The 20,135-nt window shown below is 51.7% G+C and carries 19 protein-coding genes; 8 read left to right on the forward strand and 11 right to left on the reverse strand.

Going from position 1 to position 20,135, the window contains the following annotated elements; translation table 11 throughout:
- Nucleotides 1-17: 17 nt before the first annotated feature.
- The 6 genes from ACYVI1_RS30015 to ACYVI1_RS30040 form a co-directional block, all read right to left on the reverse strand.
- Nucleotides 18-686 (reverse strand): DUF4230 domain-containing protein, encoded by a 669-nt coding sequence (locus ACYVI1_RS30015; RefSeq protein ID WP_460915211.1) that lies wholly within the window; start codon nucleotides 684-686, stop codon nucleotides 18-20.
- 111 nt (nucleotides 687-797) lie between these two features.
- A complete protein-coding gene (gene rny, locus ACYVI1_RS30020) occupies nucleotides 798-2,408 on the reverse strand; it encodes a ribonuclease Y (RefSeq protein ID WP_460915213.1) in 1,611 nt (536 codons plus the stop codon).
- Between the two features lie 152 nt (nucleotides 2,409-2,560).
- Complete coding sequence (locus tag ACYVI1_RS30025; protein WP_460915215.1) at nucleotides 2,561-2,848, reverse strand: cell division protein ZapA; 288 nt, start codon at nucleotides 2,846-2,848, stop codon at nucleotides 2,561-2,563.
- Between the two features lie 46 nt (nucleotides 2,849-2,894).
- Nucleotides 2,895-3,233: a hypothetical protein gene (locus tag ACYVI1_RS30030; RefSeq protein WP_460915217.1), complete on the reverse strand. Its 339-nt coding sequence runs from the start codon at nucleotides 3,231-3,233 to the stop codon at nucleotides 2,895-2,897.
- An 82-nt stretch (nucleotides 3,234-3,315) separates the two neighbouring features.
- Entirely contained in the window at nucleotides 3,316-5,745 is a 2,430-nt protein-coding gene (gene pheT / locus ACYVI1_RS30035) for a phenylalanine--tRNA ligase subunit beta (RefSeq protein WP_460915218.1), read from the reverse strand.
- A gap of 233 nt (nucleotides 5,746-5,978) precedes the next feature.
- Nucleotides 5,979-6,614, reverse strand: coding sequence for a DUF1684 domain-containing protein (locus tag ACYVI1_RS30040; protein ID WP_460915219.1), 636 nt, complete (start codon nucleotides 6,612-6,614; stop codon nucleotides 5,979-5,981).
- A 308-nt stretch (nucleotides 6,615-6,922) separates the two neighbouring features.
- Here ACYVI1_RS30040 and ACYVI1_RS30045 point away from each other — a divergent pair, with 308 nt between their 5' ends.
- From ACYVI1_RS30045 to ACYVI1_RS30080, 8 genes are all read left to right on the forward strand, one after another.
- Nucleotides 6,923-7,330, forward strand: coding sequence for a sugar 3,4-ketoisomerase (locus tag ACYVI1_RS30045; protein WP_460915221.1), 408 nt, complete (start codon nucleotides 6,923-6,925; stop codon nucleotides 7,328-7,330).
- Complete coding sequence (locus ACYVI1_RS30050; protein WP_460915223.1) at nucleotides 7,327-8,466, forward strand: DegT/DnrJ/EryC1/StrS family aminotransferase; 1,140 nt, start codon at nucleotides 7,327-7,329, stop codon at nucleotides 8,464-8,466. Before ACYVI1_RS30045 ends, ACYVI1_RS30050 begins: the two co-directional genes overlap by 4 nt.
- Before the next feature lie 42 nt (nucleotides 8,467-8,508).
- Nucleotides 8,509-9,432, forward strand: a complete 924-nt coding sequence (locus ACYVI1_RS30055; RefSeq protein WP_460915322.1) for a glycosyltransferase family 2 protein — start codon at nucleotides 8,509-8,511, stop codon at nucleotides 9,430-9,432.
- Nucleotides 9,433-9,486: 54 nt separating this feature from the next.
- The gene (locus tag ACYVI1_RS30060; protein WP_460915225.1) at nucleotides 9,487-10,266 is read left to right on the forward strand and encodes a class I SAM-dependent DNA methyltransferase; all 780 of its coding nucleotides are present in this window, start codon (nucleotides 9,487-9,489) and stop codon (nucleotides 10,264-10,266) included.
- 58 nt (nucleotides 10,267-10,324) lie between these two features.
- On the forward strand, nucleotides 10,325-10,927 hold the full coding sequence (locus ACYVI1_RS30065; protein WP_460915226.1) for a riboflavin synthase: 603 nt from the start codon (nucleotides 10,325-10,327) through the stop codon (nucleotides 10,925-10,927).
- 110 nt (nucleotides 10,928-11,037) lie between these two features.
- Nucleotides 11,038-11,814 carry a PASTA domain-containing protein gene (locus ACYVI1_RS30070; RefSeq protein ID WP_460915229.1) on the forward strand — a complete coding sequence of 259 codons (777 nt, stop codon included), beginning with the start codon at nucleotides 11,038-11,040 and terminating at the stop codon, nucleotides 11,812-11,814.
- Between the two features lie 25 nt (nucleotides 11,815-11,839).
- Entirely contained in the window at nucleotides 11,840-13,675 is a 1,836-nt protein-coding gene (locus ACYVI1_RS30075; RefSeq protein ID WP_460915230.1) for a T9SS type A sorting domain-containing protein, read from the forward strand.
- 98 nt (nucleotides 13,676-13,773) lie between these two features.
- Nucleotides 13,774-14,067 carry a rhodanese-like domain-containing protein gene (locus tag ACYVI1_RS30080; protein WP_460915232.1) on the forward strand — a complete coding sequence of 98 codons (294 nt, stop codon included), beginning with the start codon at nucleotides 13,774-13,776 and terminating at the stop codon, nucleotides 14,065-14,067.
- Between the two features lie 42 nt (nucleotides 14,068-14,109).
- Here ACYVI1_RS30080 and miaA read toward each other — a convergent pair whose 3' ends face one another.
- The 5 genes from miaA to ACYVI1_RS30105 form a co-directional block, all read right to left on the reverse strand.
- Complete coding sequence (gene miaA / locus ACYVI1_RS30085) at nucleotides 14,110-15,003, reverse strand: tRNA (adenosine(37)-N6)-dimethylallyltransferase MiaA (protein ID WP_460915234.1); 894 nt, start codon at nucleotides 15,001-15,003, stop codon at nucleotides 14,110-14,112.
- Between the two features lie 137 nt (nucleotides 15,004-15,140).
- Nucleotides 15,141-15,503, reverse strand: coding sequence for a VOC family protein (locus tag ACYVI1_RS30090; RefSeq protein WP_460915236.1), 363 nt, complete (start codon nucleotides 15,501-15,503; stop codon nucleotides 15,141-15,143).
- Between the two features lie 314 nt (nucleotides 15,504-15,817).
- Nucleotides 15,818-17,218: an L-fucose/L-arabinose isomerase family protein gene (locus ACYVI1_RS30095; RefSeq protein WP_460915237.1), complete on the reverse strand. Its 1,401-nt coding sequence runs from the start codon at nucleotides 17,216-17,218 to the stop codon at nucleotides 15,818-15,820.
- Between the two features lie 15 nt (nucleotides 17,219-17,233).
- Nucleotides 17,234-18,583: an MFS transporter gene (locus ACYVI1_RS30100; RefSeq protein ID WP_460915239.1), complete on the reverse strand. Its 1,350-nt coding sequence runs from the start codon at nucleotides 18,581-18,583 to the stop codon at nucleotides 17,234-17,236.
- 44 nt (nucleotides 18,584-18,627) lie between these two features.
- Nucleotides 18,628-20,124, reverse strand: coding sequence for a glycoside hydrolase family 28 protein (locus ACYVI1_RS30105; protein WP_460915241.1), 1,497 nt, complete (start codon nucleotides 20,122-20,124; stop codon nucleotides 18,628-18,630).
- Between the last annotated feature and the right edge of the window lie 11 nt (nucleotides 20,125-20,135).

The raw sequence follows: 20,135 nt of genomic DNA on the forward strand, positions 1-20,135 counted from the left end.
CCTGACGAGTCAAAAAGTTATTCACCTGCCGGTAACTCACGTCGGCTATTGCTTTCGGCCTCTGCCTTCGCTTTCAGGGCCTCCAACTGACGCTGCTCGGCTTCGGGCAATTGAAGCTGCCAACCCATCGAACTCGCCAACTGATACATCATGTATTGAATCTGGTTGTTGGCAATTTTGGGAAGGTCGCTTTGCATGGCCCGCTCGTTCATGGCCTGCTTGGCTTCATCCAGAATCTGCGTGTAATCGGCTCCGCTAAAGTGATTCAGGAAACCCGCCTGGATGTCGTAGAATTTATAATCGGTATCAATCGAAAGGATTTCCGGTTCGGGGAATGCTTCAATAATTAATTTTTTGTCACCCTCTTCCGGCACCCGAAACCGAACTTTGGCAAAGTCGAACCCAACCAGCACTTTCGATTTGGCAATAACCATTGCTTTCTTGGGGTCGTTGAGCAGGTAAAGAATTTTTTTCTGGTCCTGGTAATTATAAATTTCGGAGAAGTACCCTTCGGCCATCACAACCTTGAATACTTTCTCGATGCGCTCCAGAAGTAAAACCGAATCACGCCGAACGTCGGTGACCGAAGCGTCGGACCGTCCCGTGCGTTTGCGTAATGTATTGGCGAGGGCAACGCCCCCACCTGCACCCACGAGGAGCAATAAAGCAGTGGTTAAAAAATCCATATTAGATTAAATGTATAATGAGTAATAGATAATGAAAAATGTACAATGGATAACGGGTTAGCTGGCCCCTTACTCATTGTACATTTTTCATTATCTATTATTCATTAAAAATTACTTCGCGTAAGCCACAGCCCGCATTTCCCGAATGACGGTTACCTTAATCTGGCCGGGATACTGCATTTCTTTCTCAATTTTCTGCGAAATTTCATACGACAACACACCCGCCCGCTCGTCGGAAACGTGATCGGCATCGACCATGATGCGGAGTTCACGACCCGCCTGAATGGCATAGCACTTCTGAACGCCGGGAAAACTACTGGCTAACTCTTCGAGTTCTTTGAGTCGCCGGATGTACGACTCCATCATCTCGCGCCGGGCGCCGGGCCGCGAACCCGACACGGCATCGCAGACCTGCACAATGGGCGAAATCAGGGTGGTCATCTCGATTTCATCGTGGTGAGCGCCAATGGCATTGATGACTTCGGGGTTCTCTTTGAACTTCTTGGCCAACTCCATGCCCAGAATGGCGTGGGGAAGTTCGGCTTCTTCGGGCCACACTTTACCGATGTCGTGGAGCAACCCGGCGCGTTTGGCTAATTTGGCGTTCAGTCCCAGTTCGGCGGCCATTGTCGCACAGAGTTTGGCAACCTCACGCGAGTGCTGAAGCAGGTTCTGACCGTAGCTCGACCGGAAGCGCATCCGGCCTACCATTTTAATCAGTTCGGGATGCAGGCCGTGAATGCCGAGGTCGATGACCGTCCGCTCGCCGATTTCCACAATTTCGTCCTCAATGTTCTTGCGGGTTTTGGCCACAATTTCCTCAATACGGGCCGGGTGAATGCGGCCATCCTGCACAAGCCGGTGAAGCGACAGCCGGGCAATTTCGCGCCGAACCGGATCAAATCCCGAAATAATGATGGCTTCGGGCGTGTCGTCAACAATGATTTCGACACCGGTGGCAGCTTCGAGTGCCCGGATATTGCGCCCTTCCCGACCAATAACTTTACCCTTCACGTCGTCGGATTCGATGTTGAAAACCGACACGCAGTTCTCAATAGCGTGTTCGGTGGCGGTCCGCTGAATGGTTTCAATCACGACCTTTTTGGCTTCTTTTGTAGCGGTCAGTTTGGCTTCTTCAACGATGTTTTTGATGTAGGAACTGGCACGCGTTTCGGCTTCGGCCTTCAGCGTTTCGATGAGTTGATCGCGGGCTTCGTCGGCCGATAAACCCGCAATTTTTTCGAGTTGTGCTACCTGGTCGGCCAGCATCCGGTCGGCTTCCTGCTGCCGCCGGTCTACCTCTTCCCGGCGTTTAGTCAGGGCGTCAATCTGTTGAGTGAGGCTATTTTTTTGCTGCCCAAGTTCGTTGCGTTGCTGGTTTAGTTCGCCCTCGCGGGTTCGCTGCTGGTCGGCCTGTTGCGTTAACTGTTGCTCGCGCTGCTTGAGTTTAGTCTCGTTCTGGAGGAGTAGATTTCGTTTCTGATTCGTGGTTTCTTCAAATTCCGTTTTCAGTTTCAGGTACTTCTCTTTTGCCTCCAGCACTCGGTCTTTCTTGATGGTTTCGGCCTGTAACTCAGCATTCTTTAAAATCATTGCCGCCTGCTCTTCGGCTTCTTTTTCGTGCTTTGCGCGAACGCCCGCCATCATCTGGCGGCCAATAAATATACCAATACCCCCTCCGGCGAGGGCGGCAAGGATAGTAAACCAAACTGGAATGTCCATTGGACTATATCGTTAGGGTTGAACAAATAAACCATCAACCTGCTGCGATACGTGTGCCGAATTAGTAATGAATAATGTAAAATGTATACTGGTTAGTACGTAAAAGTAAACGCGTTTCAGCGTTCATTGTACACTGTGCATTATTCATTGTATCAACTTGTAATGACCGGCGTGACAACCTGGTCCAACTGAGTGATTTTGTCAAATACCATTTGTTGTAGTCGCTGCATTTTTCGTTCTCCCCTGAGCTTGTCGACTAAACAGTCGAAGGCTATCCGCGCCAGGGCTTCCTGTGTGTCGCTGATGCCCATTGCCCGGCATTGTTTCAGATCCTCCTGAATCTGTTTAGCGGCTTCGCGCACAATGGCTTCCAGTTCCGGCTCTACTTTTAGCCGGTAGGTCCGGTCGGCAATTGTCAGGCGAATTGGCAGTTCTTCCATCGCTGCGGTCGGCTCAGGTTGGGTTATCCCCGGAGCCAATTTAGGTTTATGACAAACTACTCAAGTGAGCTATACACCGTTCCAATTCCCGGATATACTCGTCGAGTTGTTGTTTTAATTCGGCATTCGTATCTGTCTCAGACAGATTGTCTTTTACAATTATACCAACATCTTTTGACTTTGATGTATTTTTTTCTGAAATAACAGGTTTTTTCCGCAAGTCACGCACCAAATTCTGCTGTTCTTTCAGGCTTTCCTGTAACGCATCGTTCTGCCGTTCTAACTGCCCCACCTGATCTTTGGCATCGGTATACAGCCCACCGAGCAGTTCGAGTTTGCGCTCCAACTGGTTAATTAACGCAATAATCTGGTGTTCGCTAACCACGGGATTTAATGAGTGATTGAGCGAATGAGTGAATGAGTGAATAATAGGCGAGAAAATATTCACTCATTTACTCATTCAGTCATTATTTTCTGATCACCGCGCCCAATTCCTGCTCAAAGGCGGTCATGAGTCGCTGCATGGTTTTATCAATCAGTACATCCGTTAATGTTTGGGTCGAATCCTGTAAGGTGAAACTGACGGAATACGCTTTCTTGCCAGCACCCAGGTTCTCGCCTTCATACACGTCAAACGCATTTATAGCCCGTAGTAGTTTCCGTTCGGTTTGACGAGCCAGCCGACTGATCTGCTCAAATGTGACACTGCTATCGAGTACCAGCGATAAATCGCGCCGAACATCGGGGAACCGAGCCACTTCTTCGTACCGGGCCTTAGTGGCCGATAGCTTCAGCAACGCCTGCCAATCGAAGTCAGCGTAGAAGACGGGCTGTTTAAGGTCCACTAATTTCGTAAGTTTTGGCTGAATAAGCCCTAAACTTACCACTGCTTTTTTGTTGACGACATACGTCAGCCCATACTGAAACAGGGTTGCGTCGGCGGGCTGCGTATCGAACGGTTTAATACGGAACAGATTCAGCACCCGCTGCACCGCCGTCGACAGGTCATGATACACCACCGGCTGACCTTTTTGCAGCCAGCTTTCGCCCTGCTGATTGCCAGTCATGGCTAAACTTAACCGCATCTGTTCAACGTATTTAGTACTGCCATCTTCAAGCTGATGTTTATGATACACGTTGCCGAACTCAAACGTTTTCAGGTCTTTCTGCCGACGGTTCAGGTTGTAAACCAGCGTTTCGAGCGCTGAAAATAACAGCGTTTGCCGCATCACCGACAGTTCGTCGCTAAGGGGGTTGAGCAAGGTTACATCAGGGCCGGGCAACGAAGACCGGATGGCCTCGTGATAGGCTGGCCGGGTGAGCGACAGGGTTAGTATCTCATAAAAACCGTTGGCCGCCATGAGTTGACCCACCCGGTTTTGCCACTGGTCGGGATCGGTCTTAGGAAACGTCGACAGGGAATCGGCGGCAAGGTTAACCGAAAGCGGCACATTGTCCAGGCCATAAATACGGAGAATTTCTTCAACTACATCGGCCTCGCGGGTCACGTCTACGCGGTAGGGCGGCACAACGGCTACAAAACCTTCCGGCGTCTGTTCATCGGCCTGAATATCCAGCGCGTTCAGAATCCGCATGATTTCAGCCCGGTCAATCTGAATCCCAATCAGCCGGTCGATGTTGCGATATCGGACCGGCACCCGAAAGAACTCAATTGGGGCCGGATAAATGTCCGTTATGCCGGAGCTAATCGTCCCCCCGGCTACCTGCTGAATGAGCAGCGCGGCCCGCTTGAGAGCAAACACCGGCATGTTTGGGTCAGTGCCCCGCTCAAACCGGAACGATGCATCGGTTTTCAGGCCATGATGCTGGGCAGTTTTCCGCACCGATGCCGGCGAAAAATACGCTGACTCCAGAAAAATGCTGGTTGTTTGCGCTGATACGCCCGAATGCTGCCCACCAAATACGCCCGCTATACACATGGGCTTTTCAGCGTCGCAAATCATGAGGTCTGTAACGGTTAGCTTTCGCTCCATACCATCGAGGGTAACAAAAGGTGTTCCTTCGGGCAGGGTTTTAACAATCACCTGCTTGCCGACGATCTTATCGGCATCAAAGGCGTGGAGAGGCTGGCCGAGGTCGTGGCAAACGAAATTCGTTATGTCCACAATGTTATTGATGGGATTCAGACCAATGCTCAACAAACGTTTTTTCAGCCAGTCCGGCGATTCGCCAACCGTCAGTCCCCGGATGGTAAGGCCGGTATAGCGCGGGCAGGCTTCCGGATCATCTACCCGCACATCGAGCGTCAGGTCGGTGGTAGTAATGGCAAACGCATCGACCGAGGGCAGCGTTAAGGAGCGTTTCAGAACGGCTTTCAAATCGCGGGCGGTGCCCAAATGCGACGCGGCATCGATGCGGTTAGGCGTCAGGCCAATGGCAATCTGATAGTCGGCTTCGAGGTTGAAGTAACGGGCAGCGGGCATACCATTTGGCAAATCTGTATTCAGCACCAGAATACCATCATGCGACGTGCCCAGGCCGATTTCATCTTCGGCACAGATCATGCCTTCGGATGCTGCTCCCCGAATTTTGGCTTTCTTAATCTGGAAGGGTGATCCTGATTGGGGGTGCAGTGTGGCGCCTACAAGCGCAACCACTACTTTTTGCCCGACGGCAACATTGGGCGCGCCACAAACAATAGGCAGTGGTTGTTCGGCACCAACATCTACGGTTGTCAGGCTCAGTTTATCGGCATCCGGGTGTTTGGTACAGGTTACTACTTCGCCAATCACAACACCCTCCAGCCCACCCGGAATGGCCTCAATTTTCTCAATTCCTTCAACTTCCAGACCCGTCGCAGTCAGTAGTTTACCAACTTCCTGGGGCGACTCGGGCAATTCAATGAATTCTTGTAACCATTTATACGAAACTTCCATATAGGGGCAAAGCAGATAACTCCTGCAAAGGTAGGGAGAAAGCAGGAAAGGGCGGAGAGGGGCGAACGGGAAAAGGCAGGAAAGGAGTTTTCAGCCCACAGCTTTAGTTGTGGGTTTTCGTGAGTGACGGAGCGAATCCCCGGTTAAAACCGAGGGCTGATAAACGTATCTTCTGCCCATAGCCATACGAGGATGAAAGGAGAAAGGTTGTGATGTATTCCTTTTCTCCCCTGTCAATGATACCGCTCTCCGGCTTTTATGGCTATTGAAAGGGTATTTTCGGCGGGAGGAATGGGGCAGGCATAGGTTGGATTATAAGCACAATAGGGATTGTAGGCGGTGTTGAAATCGAGTAGGGTGCGATTATCAGTAAGCGTGGCCGGATCGAGTTCAAGGTAACGCCCACCACCGTAAGTCTCCCTGCCCGACGTAGCGTCCCTGAACAGGACCGAATACGTGTTCTGGAGTTTTACGATCAGCAATCGGCAGGCTTCACCATTCAGACTGAACACGGCATGGGCATACTTGTCATACACTTCTTCGCTGCCATCGCTCATTCGAACAACGAGTTTCTGAGTTTTATCGGCAAAAGGTTCAAGTCGGGCAGTTACGCGGTAGGCCGGGTCAGGCGCAAAATAAGTAAGCTTCTTAAACGCCGTTTTATCGGCAATCGGCGACTCGGCGTCTGTCCGAAAGAAGCGGTCTTTTTCCGCACGCTTCGTGTCGATCTGCTGCCGATACGTTTCGGGAGAAATCGACTTGGCCAGGCCATCGGCCGAGGTCATGTTACCGCCATCAAAAAAGGTGTAATACAACACGATGAGGGCAACAAAAAAAAGTCCCGTCAGGAAGAACCTATTTTTTAGCATAGCACAGCAATTTTATAAATTAAGTATAGAGCTGACAAAATAAGCAGGCGAAACGCATTATGATTAAAATCAATCCAAATCTACTTTTATCAGGCAGGCAATTGTCCTTAGCCCGGCGCATTGGCCATGTCACTATTTAGTTACACACACGAGTAGTATATGCTCATAATGAACTATTTAGCAAGCCGGTTAAAAATAATTGACTGCGTCTAATTCCGGCGGGTTAAATCAATTTTCTTTTACTCAGTTTTTAATAACTTTAATGCCCCATTACAACTAACTCACTCTGCAAACTAAACATGATGCCAATGCCTAAACTCTACGACTTAAAAACATTCACCTCTGACACCGGGAATTTAACGGTCTTTGAAAACATTATTCCCGGTGTCATTCAGCGCGTTTTCTACATCTACGAAGCTGGAATCACGGCCCGCGCGGGCCATCGGCACCACCGCGCCTGGCATGCCCTTATCTGCCTGAGTGGAAGTTGCCAGGTGTATAGTTGCAACGGAAAACAAGAGACCATATTTCGATTGAGAAGCCCGCGCCAATGCCTTGTGCTGGCTCCCGAAGACTGGCACACGATGGCCGAATTTTCCGAGGACGCCATTCTGTTGGTTGTTTCCAATGAGCCCTACGACAAAGAGGATTATATCTATGAACCATACCCGAATAGCCGACGGCTTGGCAAATCGGCAATGGTCGGCTCCGAATGATTCCGTTTCTGGATCTGCAACGGGTAAATAAACCGCATCAGCCCGCTATTCAGGCGGCCATTGAGCGCGTTATTGACTCAGGCTGGTATATTCTGGGCCGCGAGGTAGACGCTTTTGAACGCCAGTTTGCCGCTTATTGTCACACGCGCCATTGCATTGGCGTAGCGAACGGCCTCGAAGCCCTGACATTAGTGTTAAAAGCCTGGGATTTTCCGCCAGGCAGCGAGGTAATCGTTCCATCGAATACCTACATTGCTACGGTTCTGAGCATTACACAGGCTGGGCTGACGCCTGCGTGGGTTGAGCCTGACCCGCACACGTATCTGTTGAACCCAGCCCGGATAGAAGCGGCCATAACCGCCCGCACGAGGGTAATTCTGCCCGTTCATCTATATGGCCGATGCTGCGAGATGGATCCAATCAGTGTTCTGGCGCAACGCTATCAGTTGACTGTTCTCGAAGATGCCGCCCAGGCACACGGAGCAACCTACAGGGGCGAACAGACGGGCCTGCGACGGGCAGGTAATCTGGGCGATGCGGCTGGCTGGAGTTTTTACCCCAGCAAAAACCTGGGCGCTCTGGGCGATGCCGGCGCCATTACGACCAGCGACGACGCATTGGCCGACCGGTTGCGGGCCTTGCGAAACTACGGCTCGACACAGAAATATGTGAACGACTACCCCGGACACAACAGTCGGCTGGATGAACTGCAGGCGGCTATCCTGTCGGCTAAACTGCCCAGGCTCGATGCGGAAAATAACCGAAGACGAGCGCTGGCCCGGCAGTATCTCGACGGTATTCGCAACCCGGATGTGGTATTGCCACCCTCTGAGCAGCTTGAAGAAGATGTCTGGCATTTGTTTGTGATTCGACACCCCCGGCGCGATGACCTGCGGGCTTACCTTCACCAACGAGGCATCGGCACCGACGTGCATTATCCGATTCCTCCCCATCAGCAACGGGCCTATGCATCATTTGCCCATCTGCGCCTGCCCATTTCAGAGCAGTTGCATCGGGAAGTCGTCAGTTTGCCACTTAACCCCACCCTCACGGATGAAGAGGTGGTGTACATAGTTGATATGATAAATCAATTTGGTGAGATTAAAAAACAAACGACTACAAACGCGAACGAGTAAAACCGGATGCGCCAGCTTTTCACTCGTTCGCGTTTTCAACCCATGCATCTGTCCGTCGTCATCCCGGTTTATAACAGCGAGCGAACCATTGGTCTGCTGGTGGAGCGGCTACAGGCCTGCCTGGCCGGACGCGCCTTCGAGATTGTACTGGTGAATGACGGGAGCGCCGACCGCTCAGAAACGGTTTGCCAACAGGTAGCGACGTACTACGGCAATATTCAATTTATTTCGCTGCGCCGGAATTTCGGCGAGTTTAACGCTGTACTATGCGGACTTACTCATGCTACCGGCCAATACGTTGTTATTATCGACGATGACTTTCAGAACCCGCCCGAAGCCATCCAGACCTTGCTGGACGTTGCCGAAAACGGGCATTACGATGTTGTGTATAGCCGCTATGCCCGAAAGCAGCATCACTGGTTTCGCAACGCAGGAAGCTGGTTCATAAACCGGTTAACAACCTATTCGATTGGGAAACCGCGTGATTTATATCTGTCGAGTTTTAAGCTCATTCGGCGCGGGGTGGTGGATGAGCTTGTTCAGTATCGCGGGCCGTATCCCTACATCGACGGGCTGATTTTTCGCGTAACCCGAAATGTCGGCAGTGTCGAAGTGCCGCACAATGCCCGCACGGAAGGCCGTTCCAACTACACCATTGGCAAACTTATCGGACTGTTTCTGAACGTGTTTATCGGTTATTCGCTCTGGCCGATTCGTTTGTTTACTGCCATCGGTGGGTTGTTTTTAGGGTTGGGGTTGCTCACAGGATTATTTTTACTGATTGCCGGGCTGATGAAGTGGCTGCTGGTGCCCGGATGGGGCATCGTTCTGTGGGGCATCGTAACGGGTTTAGGCCTGCAACTGCTTTGTCTGGGGGTGTTGGGCGAATACCTTGGTAAATTATTTATGGCCCACAGCGGACTGCCGCCGTATGTGGAAAAAAAGTCGATAGCCGATAGTTGTTAGTATGTCACACGCAGAACGCCTTTTGACTATCGACCAACGACTATTGACAAAACAATGATCGGTCGGTCGGAAGAATACGAAAAAATGTTTCGGCTGGAAGGCCAGCTTTGGTGGTATCGAAGCCTGCACGAGCGAGTAGAAGCAAGTCTGCATCAATACTTTGGCAATCAGCGCGATATAACCCTTTTGGATGCTGGCTGCGGAACGGGCGGTCTGCTTGATTTCCTGCGTCGGCGGGGCTACACCAACGGGCGGGGCATCGACGGGTCGACTGATGCCGTTGCGTTTTGCCACGAGCGTGGCCTTGTCGTCTCGCTGGTTGAGTTAACTAAAATCACCGATTTTGAGCCAGAAATGCAGTACGATGTTATCATTTGTAACGACGTGTTTTGCTATTTTGCTGACGCTGATTTGCTGGTTTTACTGGCCGCCCTCGCGCGTCGGTTGAAACCCAGGGGCATTCTACTGAGTAATAACAACGCTTTCAGGGCGTTTGAAGGGCAGCACGACCTTGCCGTTGGTATTGTTCAACGATTTGTTCGGGCCGATTTTGAGCGATTAGTGCCCAAAGCTGGCTTGCATATCCGATTTTCGACCTACTGGAGTTTTGCCTTATCCGTCCCGATTTTGCTGATGCGCCAGTGGCAGCGGCTGCAACTGAGGTTGGGCTGGCGAAATCCGAAAAACGCCCAGTCCGATGTGTATCTGCCGGGCGCGTGGCTGAACGAAACGCTGTACCGAATCGTGCGAATTGAGCAAAAGCTCCTTCCCCGAACCCCCTTTGGCAGTTCGCTGTTTATAGTAGTCGATAGTGGTCAGTCATCAGTCGTTTGACGCCTGAACAAGCCCTGACGGATTCCTATCGACCAACGACTAACAATTATTGACGCTTATGTTTACAGGTATTATTGAAACCACCGGCATCGTGTCGGGTATTGAGACCGACGGCACCAACCTGACCTTCACCCTCAACTCATCCCTCGCTTCTGAGCTGAAAATCGACCAGAGCGTGAGTCACAACGGCGTTTGCCTGACGGTCACGAGCGTAGCGGAGGATAGTTATACCGTGACGGCGGTTGATGAAACGCTAAAGAAAACCAACCTCGGCTTCCTGAAAACGGGCGACCGGGTCAACCTCGAACGCTGTATGCCCGCGAATGGGCGCTTTGATGGGCACATTGTGCAGGGGCACGTTGACCAGACGGGCATCTGCACGAACGTGCAGGATATGGCTGGCAGTTGGCTGTTCGATTTTGACTACAGTGCGACTTCCGACAATATAACCGTCGAAAAAGGGTCGATATGTATCAATGGAGTGAGTTTAACCGTTTTTAACTCAGAATCTAACCGGTTTCGGGTAACGATTATTCCGTACACCTATCAACATACAACTTTCGGCGATCTGAAAGCTGGGGACACGGTGAATCTGGAATTTGATATTATTGGAAAGTATGTCAAAAAAATGCTCGCTGCTTCAGTTACTTTTGTGAATTAAGTGAGGCTGACAACCGGGTGAACAACGTGAAGTCGTTTCATCCACTCCACCAGTCTACTTACTTTGCATCGTTCACGTACTCCACCCACTCCACTAATTACCAACCCTGAATGACTAAAATCAGCGCCCGCTCTTTTTCTGATTTGCTGGTTCATATTGGCATCATTCTGGCCCTGCTGGCTGTCCTGTTTCTGGCGTTTTTCTTTCTTTATCTGCCCTACACAACCAATCACGGCCAAACGATTACCGTGCCCGATGTAACCCGTCTGAGTCTGGATGAAATGGAGAACCTGCTCGAAGATCGCGACCTGCGTTATGAGGTCAGCGATTGCACATTTGTAGCCGAAGCTCAGCCCCTGACGATTATTCAGCAGTATCCAAGAGCCAACTCAAAAGTAAAAGAAGGCCGTAAAATATACGTTACCATCACTAAGCGGGTGGCGCCAATGGTGCAGATGCCCCAGTTGGTTAGCCTGACGCTTCGCAGCGCCGAACTAAACCTGCGATCCTTGGGTCTGCTGCGGGGCGACGCCACCTACGTGCCCGATGTAGCCAAGAACGCGGTACTTCGTCAACTTTATAACGGGAAAGAAATTACGCCCGGAACGCCCGTACCGAAAGGAGCCAGCATTGACCTTGAAATCGGGAATGGTTTGGGCATCACTATGTTCGACGTTCCCGATGTGATTGGCAAGCCGCTGGATGAAGCAAAGCTGACCATTCAGGGATCGAACCTGAAAGTTGGCACGATTATTCCTGTTGACGATCCCGAAAAAGAGGTTGGAACAGTAGTTCGCCAGCGGCCCGAAGCCCGGTCGGGCGAACGCATCCGCGTGGGTGAAACAATGGATTTATGGATTGTGGGGCCAATCGAGCCGGATCAATGAAACTTGCTTCCGGCACCAATGCCAAATGAGAATTGATGGATTTAGTTTGCCGTATGTAGTGCTTATCAAGCGATTCCTGCGCGGTTTTTTGCCCATTCTGTGCCAGTTATCGGGGCCGGTGGCGTTCGGGCAAGCCCCGCTGAGTCTGCCGTTTTTCGATGACTTCTCAACGGCTTCCGGTCGCCCCGGTCTCGATCATCCCGATCCCGTCCGGTGGCAGCCTGGCAGTGGTGTGTATATCAACAACACGATGGCCATTAACCAGCCAACGGTCAATGTTGCGTCGTTCGATGGGCTACAGGCTAATGGGCGGCCCTATGGGCAAATCAATCCGTTGTCGCAGGGCTATACCGATACGCTGGCATCGAAGCCCATCAACCTGGCAGGCTTATCGGCAGCCGATTCGGTTTACCTGAGTTTCTACTGGCAAATCAAAGGATTTGGGGAACTGCCCGACGCGGGCGATTCCCTGACGCTTCAATTTCTGGACCGAACCGGTATCTGGCGAACGGAGTGGAAAAAAGAAGGCGGCACGATCAACAATAACTTCCCGCAGGAATTTGTTTCTGTTCGCAACCCTGTGTATCTCCACAGCGGCTTTGCGTTTCGCTTTCGCTCCTACGGGCGCGAGTCAGGACCATTCGACACCTGGAATCTGGACTATATTTACCTCAACAAAGGCCGGTCGAGGAATGACCGATTTGTGAAAGACGTAGCCCTGCGGGAGAATCTTAGCCCGTTCCTGAAACGCTATACGGCCATGCCATTAACGCAGTACGTGGTTAATGCAGCCGCCGAAACCGCCGACTCGGTCATGACCGATATCAACAACCTTTTCAATAACTTCAATTTCACAAGCTTTCGCTTTACGGTGCGCGATGACGTGACGGGGCGCATTGTTCAGAATGATCCACAAACAAATTCAGTGCTGATTGCCTCGCTGAGTTCGCAACGCAAAAAGGTCAGGCCATCGCCCGCCACGGGTTTTGGCTCAGCCACCCGTGCTTTATTACGCTATAAAGTCGATTTGCTGACTACCGACGATCAGAACCCATCGATTCCGGGTGTTAATCTGCGCCAAAACGATACGCTTTCGGCGGTTGCCGCCCTCGATGATTATTACGCTTACGACGATGGCACCTGGGAGTATGCCCAGCAAATCAGGCAGCGCGAGCAGGTAGCGGTGCGGTTTATCCTGAACAAGCCCGATGCGGTGGCAGGCGTTCGGGTCTGCGTTGTTCCGTTTAGCCCCAATCAGACGGGGCAGACGTTTGTGATTCGGGTGTATGCAAATCTGGCGGGTCGGCCAGGTTCACCTATTTACCAGCAATCGTTTCCAACGCAGTACCCAACGTCGCGCAATGGGTTTGTTGAGTTGAAATTTAACAAGAGCGTTTCGGTAAAAGATACATTTTTTGTTGGCTACCAGCAGATTAGCAGCAGCGATACCACGTTGTTCCGGTTGGGTTTCGACAAAAACAGCCCGTTTGGTTCGCACATATTCTACAATGGCGGCACCAACTGGGAGCAAAACCTTACCTCGGCCTCGCTGAACCTACAGGGAGCCTTTCTGCTTCGGCCCGTTATGGGCGGAAAACCGGATACGGTTGTAACGGCCGCCCCCGAACCATTCGCCCCCCTGCGTGCGTTCCCAAATCCAACGTCCGGCCTGATTCAGTGGGATGAGCCGAATCTGACTCGCTTAGAGGTACTGAACAGCACTGGCCAGTTATTGGTGACGATTGAGCCCAACCGGGGACAACGCCACCTGGATTTGAGTTATCTGCCCGATGGTTTATATTTAATCCGGCTTTTTGCCAGCCAGCGAACAGCCGTACAAAAATTGATTATTCAACATTAAAACCAATCGATAGTCATTTGCTGATAGTTAGTAGTTGCCGGTAGCTGATGCTGGCGGTCATTAACTAACGACTACTGACTATCCACGAACGACTAACGATGGATATTACCGTACAGGAATTGAAAGAACGACTCGACAAAGGGGATAAACTGAATCTGTTCGATGTTCGTGAACCCGACGAATACGAAGCCGATAACATTGGCGCTACGCTGATTCCCCTGGGCGATTTATCGTATCGCTTAGATGAACTCGACGGGTTGCAGGATGAAGAGGTGATTGTGCATTGCCGGTCGGGAAAACGCAGCGGCATGGCGCAGCAGATTCTGGAACAAAATGGTTTCAACAACGTCCGCAACGTTATTGGCGGTATGCTGGCCTACCGGGCGCAATAGAATGATGAATGATGAATGATGAATGATGAATGATGAATGATTCTACAAAAAATCATTCATCATTCTATTTAAAATCTCTTCCTCTGGCCCAAGCCACTGATAATTTCCCTGGTTGCGAAACCAGGTGAGTTGCCGCTTGGCGTAGCGTCGGGAGTTGCGTTTGAGAAGACGAACCATCTCAGCGTAGTCATAGGTGCCGTCTAAAAACGGAAATATCTCCTGATAACCAACCGTTTGCAACGCCGGTAGGTGTCGATAAGGAATCAATGAGCGAACTTCATCGACTAAGCCAGCCGCCAGCATTGCGTCCATCCGGGCGTCAATGCGGGCGTAGAGTTCCTGTCGGGGGCGTTCGAGGGCAACCAGCACCGGCCGAAAAATTCGTTCTGCTGTCTGCTGCCGACGAAACGATGAATAAGGCTGTCCGGTTGCCAGACACACCTCTAAGGCCCGCGTTACCCGAACTGGATTCTGCAAATCGGCCGTTTGTGCGTACATTGGATCCAACTGCCGCAACTCATTCCGAAGCACATCCAGGCCTTCCTGTTGCAGGCGGGCAAACAGGCGTTCCCGCAGAGCCGGGTCTACAGTGGGGATGTCATCGAGACCGAAACAGACCGCGTTGATGTACAGGCCTGTCCCCCCCGACAAAATTACGACGTCTTTTTGCTGAAACAGGCTGCTTAACAACGCCAGGCATTCGCGCTCATAACGCCCGGCGTTCACGGTGTCGGTAATCGAATGTGAATTAATGAAATGGTGCCGAACCCCGTCCATTTCGGCAACGGTGGGTTTTGCTGTGCCGATGTTTAGTTCACGATACAGTTGCCGCGAGTCTGCCGAGACAACATCGGTTTGCAGCATTTTCGCTAATTGAACACACAGGGCGGTTTTACCAACGGCCGTAGGACCGGCGATAACGAGTAATTTTTTCAATAGGAAACCAACCAGAGTATATGGGTTGTCAATATCGGAAATTAATGGAGTTTTGACGTAAACCGGTGGGCAATCATAAACTTGTGCATTGTGAATGCTACGCGGAAAGGAGGCTATCTTTCCGCCAGATGTTGAGCTTACCGCTCCTGGGTAAACTGGAGCAGTTCAAGGCGATTGCCAAAGGGATCGCGAAAGAAAAACCGCTGCCGTCCGTCTATATCCGACGAATAGGAAATAACAATTCCGTTCTGCTCCAGTTCCTGCTTAGCCGCATTCAGGTCGGCGACTTCAAAGGCGGGATGGCGCAGGGAGAGGTTTCCCGGGGCTTCTTCCCGCAGGTGCAACTGAATATCGGCGATGGCGAACCAGATGGCCCCGGCGGGATGCGTACCGGGAATTTCGGTAAGCTTGAGCACCTGCCCGTAGAAGGCGCGGGCCTCGGCCGTTTTGCCTTCCGGAATGCAGATAAGAATATGGTCTAATCGCTTGATGTCAATCATAAGGGGTCCAATCGTTGATGGAGGTATTCAGAAAGTTTTTCGGGACCACCCGACATGAAGAACATATTGAAACGATAAGAAGCTGGCTAAATTTCTTAAAATTACCTGCGGATTCCCCGTCGCTGTGTCCTCACCGCGCCACGGAGGCAGCGACGGGGGCAATCAGGCAATTTTAGAATTTTAGACAGCCTCTTACAGCCTGATACGTTCTTCACCATCATTCCCGTTGCCCTAATCACTTGTTAGCCAATACCAGAGTGAAACCCTGTTTTTCCAGGAAACGCATTAATTGAGCGGAAGGGCAAGTTTATGGATTAATTTCTGTCAGGACTGTCGTATTCCAATCCGGGAATATACTTGCAGGCTTCTTTCAGCACAGTGGCATACTGCCCGTGAATACACGAAACATGGTGAATATAAGGCCCTTCCATGAACTTACGCTCCCATTTCGGCCAGTTGTCTACTTTCGCCCAGATGTATGTTCCGGTTGTTTTAGGTCCATCGACGCCCTCAGCGTGTCCGGCAAAGAGTTTATAGCTGCCCCGGTCGCCATCGAAACGGGCAATGGTAATGTCGCCCCCTTTAATCTCCCAATTGGGGCGCTCCTGCACTATTCGGGGCCTGGCATCGTCCTTCCTGAGCGAATGCGGAAACGGCCCGCAATGCCAGATTAACTCCGTGTTGTCGTCGTCGGGGTGGCGCATGGTGAATTCACCGAAAAACGAGGGCGTTTTGCCACGAGCGGCTGCCGTTAGCAGCATCGACGTAATGATGCCGTTTACGTCGGTTTCGCAACTAACGGGCAGGCCCGCTTCGGTCAGTTCAGCCAGGGCTAAGCAGGGCATCACGCCCAGTACCTGCGGCATCACCGTCCAGCATTCCGACGCCAGGGCGGTGCATTGGTAAGTATTGGCCAGTTCCTGGTAGGTGAGTTTGAGGGCGGCCACTTTTTTGGTCCAGTCTTTACCCGGCTCTGAGCAGTCAATTTTGCCACACCAGTCGTCGGAAATGCGCTCGATGGTTTCGCCCTGGGTTTGCCGGATTTCGTCCATTTTCTGCTTCACAACGCCGATGTTGATGGGTACAATTTCGATGCCGAACGTTTCCATGAGTTCGCTTTCGTTGTACATCACGCTGGTAAAGAATTTCGGGCGCGAGCTTATCTGCCCGATGCGTAGATTCTGGAATGTTTTTACCACCGAAGCGACCGATAAAAACAGGACCCACCCTTTGCCGAAGGGTGGGTCCTGTACCCGGCAATTCTCGATGTAGGTATAAGGCACGCCATACCGCAGCATCAGCCGGCTGCTGGCAAACAAACCGCATTGGGTATCGGTCGCGCGGCTGCCATCTTCGCCGATAGCCTCGTCTCTTGCGCCCCACAGCAGTATGGGTTTCTGCATCAGTTTAGCGAGTTTGCCCACGGCTTCTTCGCAGCCAAAATTGCAATGCGGCACGAACAGCGCATCGACCCCGGCCGCTTTAAAATGCTGGGCAATGAGGTCGGCATGGGCATAATCGAACATCATGCCCTCGTCGTTCAGCCAGTCGATGGTCACCAGCTCAACCTGTTCATCGCTGAGGTGCTGAATGGCCTCCAGTGTTTGGTTTTTATTCGCCATAGCCGCTTCCGGGGTAAAGGCCCCTTTCCGATTCGAAGAAATTCCGCGCCGGGTGGGCGCAACGCCGACGACTAATGTATGATTGAAATTCATCTCGTAACCTTACGTTTAAGGCTCATTGGTAAGTACCTGGGGTTGCGTTATGGGGTGAGCCAGTGGCTGAACCTGAACAAAACGCCTGATAATAAGCATGACCAGCAAAAAAGCCAGGGGGTGCATCAGCCCCACCAGAATAAACACGGGTGAATAGCCGAAGTTATGGACCATTTGCCCGGCCAGGAGACTGAACAGCATGGCCCCAAAACACCCGGCGCTCCCGGCAAGTCCTGCCACGGCTCCAACCACTTTATTGGGGAAAAGGTCGGTGCAGGCGGTCTGTAAAATTGTCGAAAAAGCCTGATGACCAAACATGGCCATGCTAAAAAAGACGATGGCCAAACTCAGTGGCGACTGGGTGATGAGCAACGTGGCAGGCAACAGCGCAGCGGCAATCCCCAGTGTAATTTTCCGCGACGTATCGAGCGAGACCCGCTTTTTAATCAGGTAGCTGCTCAACCAGCCGCCCAGAAAACTGCCTCCGCCCGCAAAGGCATAGGGTATCCAGGCAAACCCGCCAATGGCCTTAATATCCAGCCCCCGCGCATCGGCAAGGTATTTGGGTAGCCAGAAAATGACAAAATACCAGGCCGCATCAATCAAAAACTTAGCGGCCAACAAGCCCCACAGTTGCCGGTATGCAAACAGCTTTGGCCAGGTGATGTCAAAATCAGCCGGTTTTTTTTCGGTGTCGGTAGTACCGGCTCCTGAAATCAGCGCCATCTCCGGGTCAGTAACGAAACGGCTTTTTGTGGGATGATTGTACAAAAAATACCAGATACCTGCCCAGACAAAACCGGCTAATCCGGTGAACACAAAGACCCACCGCCACGAAAAGGACAGGACGATGGCCGCGATTAACGGCGGGGCCAGCATGGCGCCAATGGCCGACCCGGTATTGAACAAGCCAAAGGCAAACGACCGCTCTTTGGGCGGAAACCACTCCGAAACCACTTTGGCCGAACCCGGAAAACCACCGCCTTCGCCCAACCCCAATAAAAACCGGGCCACAAAAAGACCGGCCAGACCCGACACCAGCCCGTGCATCATGTTGGCGAGCGACCACCAGGTGACCATGATTATCAAACTAACTTTAGGACCCAGCCAATCCACGAGTTGCCCGCCACCGATGTACATCAGTCCGTAGGCCAGCAGAAACAGGAAGTTCAACCGGCTGAAGGCGATGTCATCAATGGGGATGGTGTTTCGTAATTCAGAAACCACCATCGGCAGGCTTTGCCGGTCGAGGTAGTTCAAGGCTGTGGCCACCATCAGCAGGACGGCAATCCACCATCGGAACGGTCGGAATGCCCGGTCCGGCGTTCCGGCACCACCGCCGTTGCGGTTCTGTAGTTTTCTCATCGGGTTTCTGATGGTATGGCCATGCCGCAGCCTGACTGATTTCCTTAGTTTCTCTCAGGCGAATACGTCGTTTGTTTCGGCTCGTCTTTCACCTGGAAAGGTGGGTTGTCTTTCGTTTTGATAAAAACATCTTTCACATCGTCGAAGGCGTAGGCGGGCCGCCGGTCGGGGTTTCGCAATTGAAAATCAACGTTTTGGAAGGTGATATTTTTGGCATGACGCAGGTAAAAACCATGCGCGGGCAGAGAGTAGCCAAACATGCGCTGCTCGGGGTAGACCGCTGCCCGTTCGGGAACGGGCATACTGGCTTCTTCGGCGGTGCCTTTGCCCATGCTGTTGATTTGAATGTTGCTGAGTTGAATATTCTCGACCGGGTAGCCGGGTTGCCCCGAAATGGAATTGGTGATTTTGCTGTGACTGATGGCGTTAACGTTGCTGATAATCACATTTTTAAGCACACCCGGCGGACGAACGGGGTCGGTCGGTTTTTCGCGTCGGGCCCGGTTGCCGAGGTGCACAAAGATGGCCGTTTGCACATCCCGCATCGAAATGTTGGTAATGGTGATGTTCTCCATCGTGCCTCCATCCACCAGTTCTAAGGCCAAACCCGCCAGCACCGACACGGGCAGCTCGATGTCTTTCATTTCTTTATGCCAGTTCCAGGGCCAGTGTCTCGTAGCCAGCACCTTGCTGATGACGCAGTTGGAAATGCTCACATTCTTGAACCCGCCCAGTGAGGCCGTCCCAAACTTAATGCCGTTGCAGTTGGATTTGATGACGCAGTTGGTAATGGAGATATTTTCAATGGGTTCATAATCACTGCTTTTCAGGCAGATTCCGTCGTCGTCGCTTTCGATGATGCAGTCCGATACGCTGACGTTGCTGCTTTCAATGTCGAGTCCGTCATTATTAATGATGCCCAAACTGTTAATCTTCATCCGGTTGATGTTTACCCGGTTGCATTTCAAATAATAGGTGGCCCAGTTGACGGAGTTTTTAAGGGTAAAATCTTTCACCAGCACATCCTCGCAGTAAATAAACAAGACACAATTGGGCCGGTTGGGGCCGTCGTTCTCTTTGCTGCCGGTCCACTCCATGCCGTTTCCATCAATCGTACCCGTGCCTTCAATGCCCACATGATGCACATTCTGCGCCACCACAAATCCAACCTGACAGCGCCTTTGTGTATCCGGGTTACGGATTTTGGTGGCCGGCGTTCCGGTGGTTTCGCCGGGAGGCAACGTCTTGAAAATATCGGGGTAATCCTGGGGCAATGGGCTGCCTTTCAGCACGGCCATCGGCGACAGATGCAGCGTCACGTTGCTGCGGAGAAAAATGGTGCCGCTCAAAAACGTGCCTTTGGGAAAATAGACCAGCCCCCCCGTTTCGGCGCATTTGTCGATAGCTTTCTGAATGGCCTGGGTATTGAGCGTTTTTGCATTGGGTACGGCCCCAAAATCGACTACGTTATAGGTTTGGGCATGGGAAAAACGTCCCGGTAACAAGGCAAGCAGAATCAGGACAATTTTCAGGTGTTTCATGGAAGAGTTGG

The organism is Spirosoma areae, from assembly GCF_054781775.1.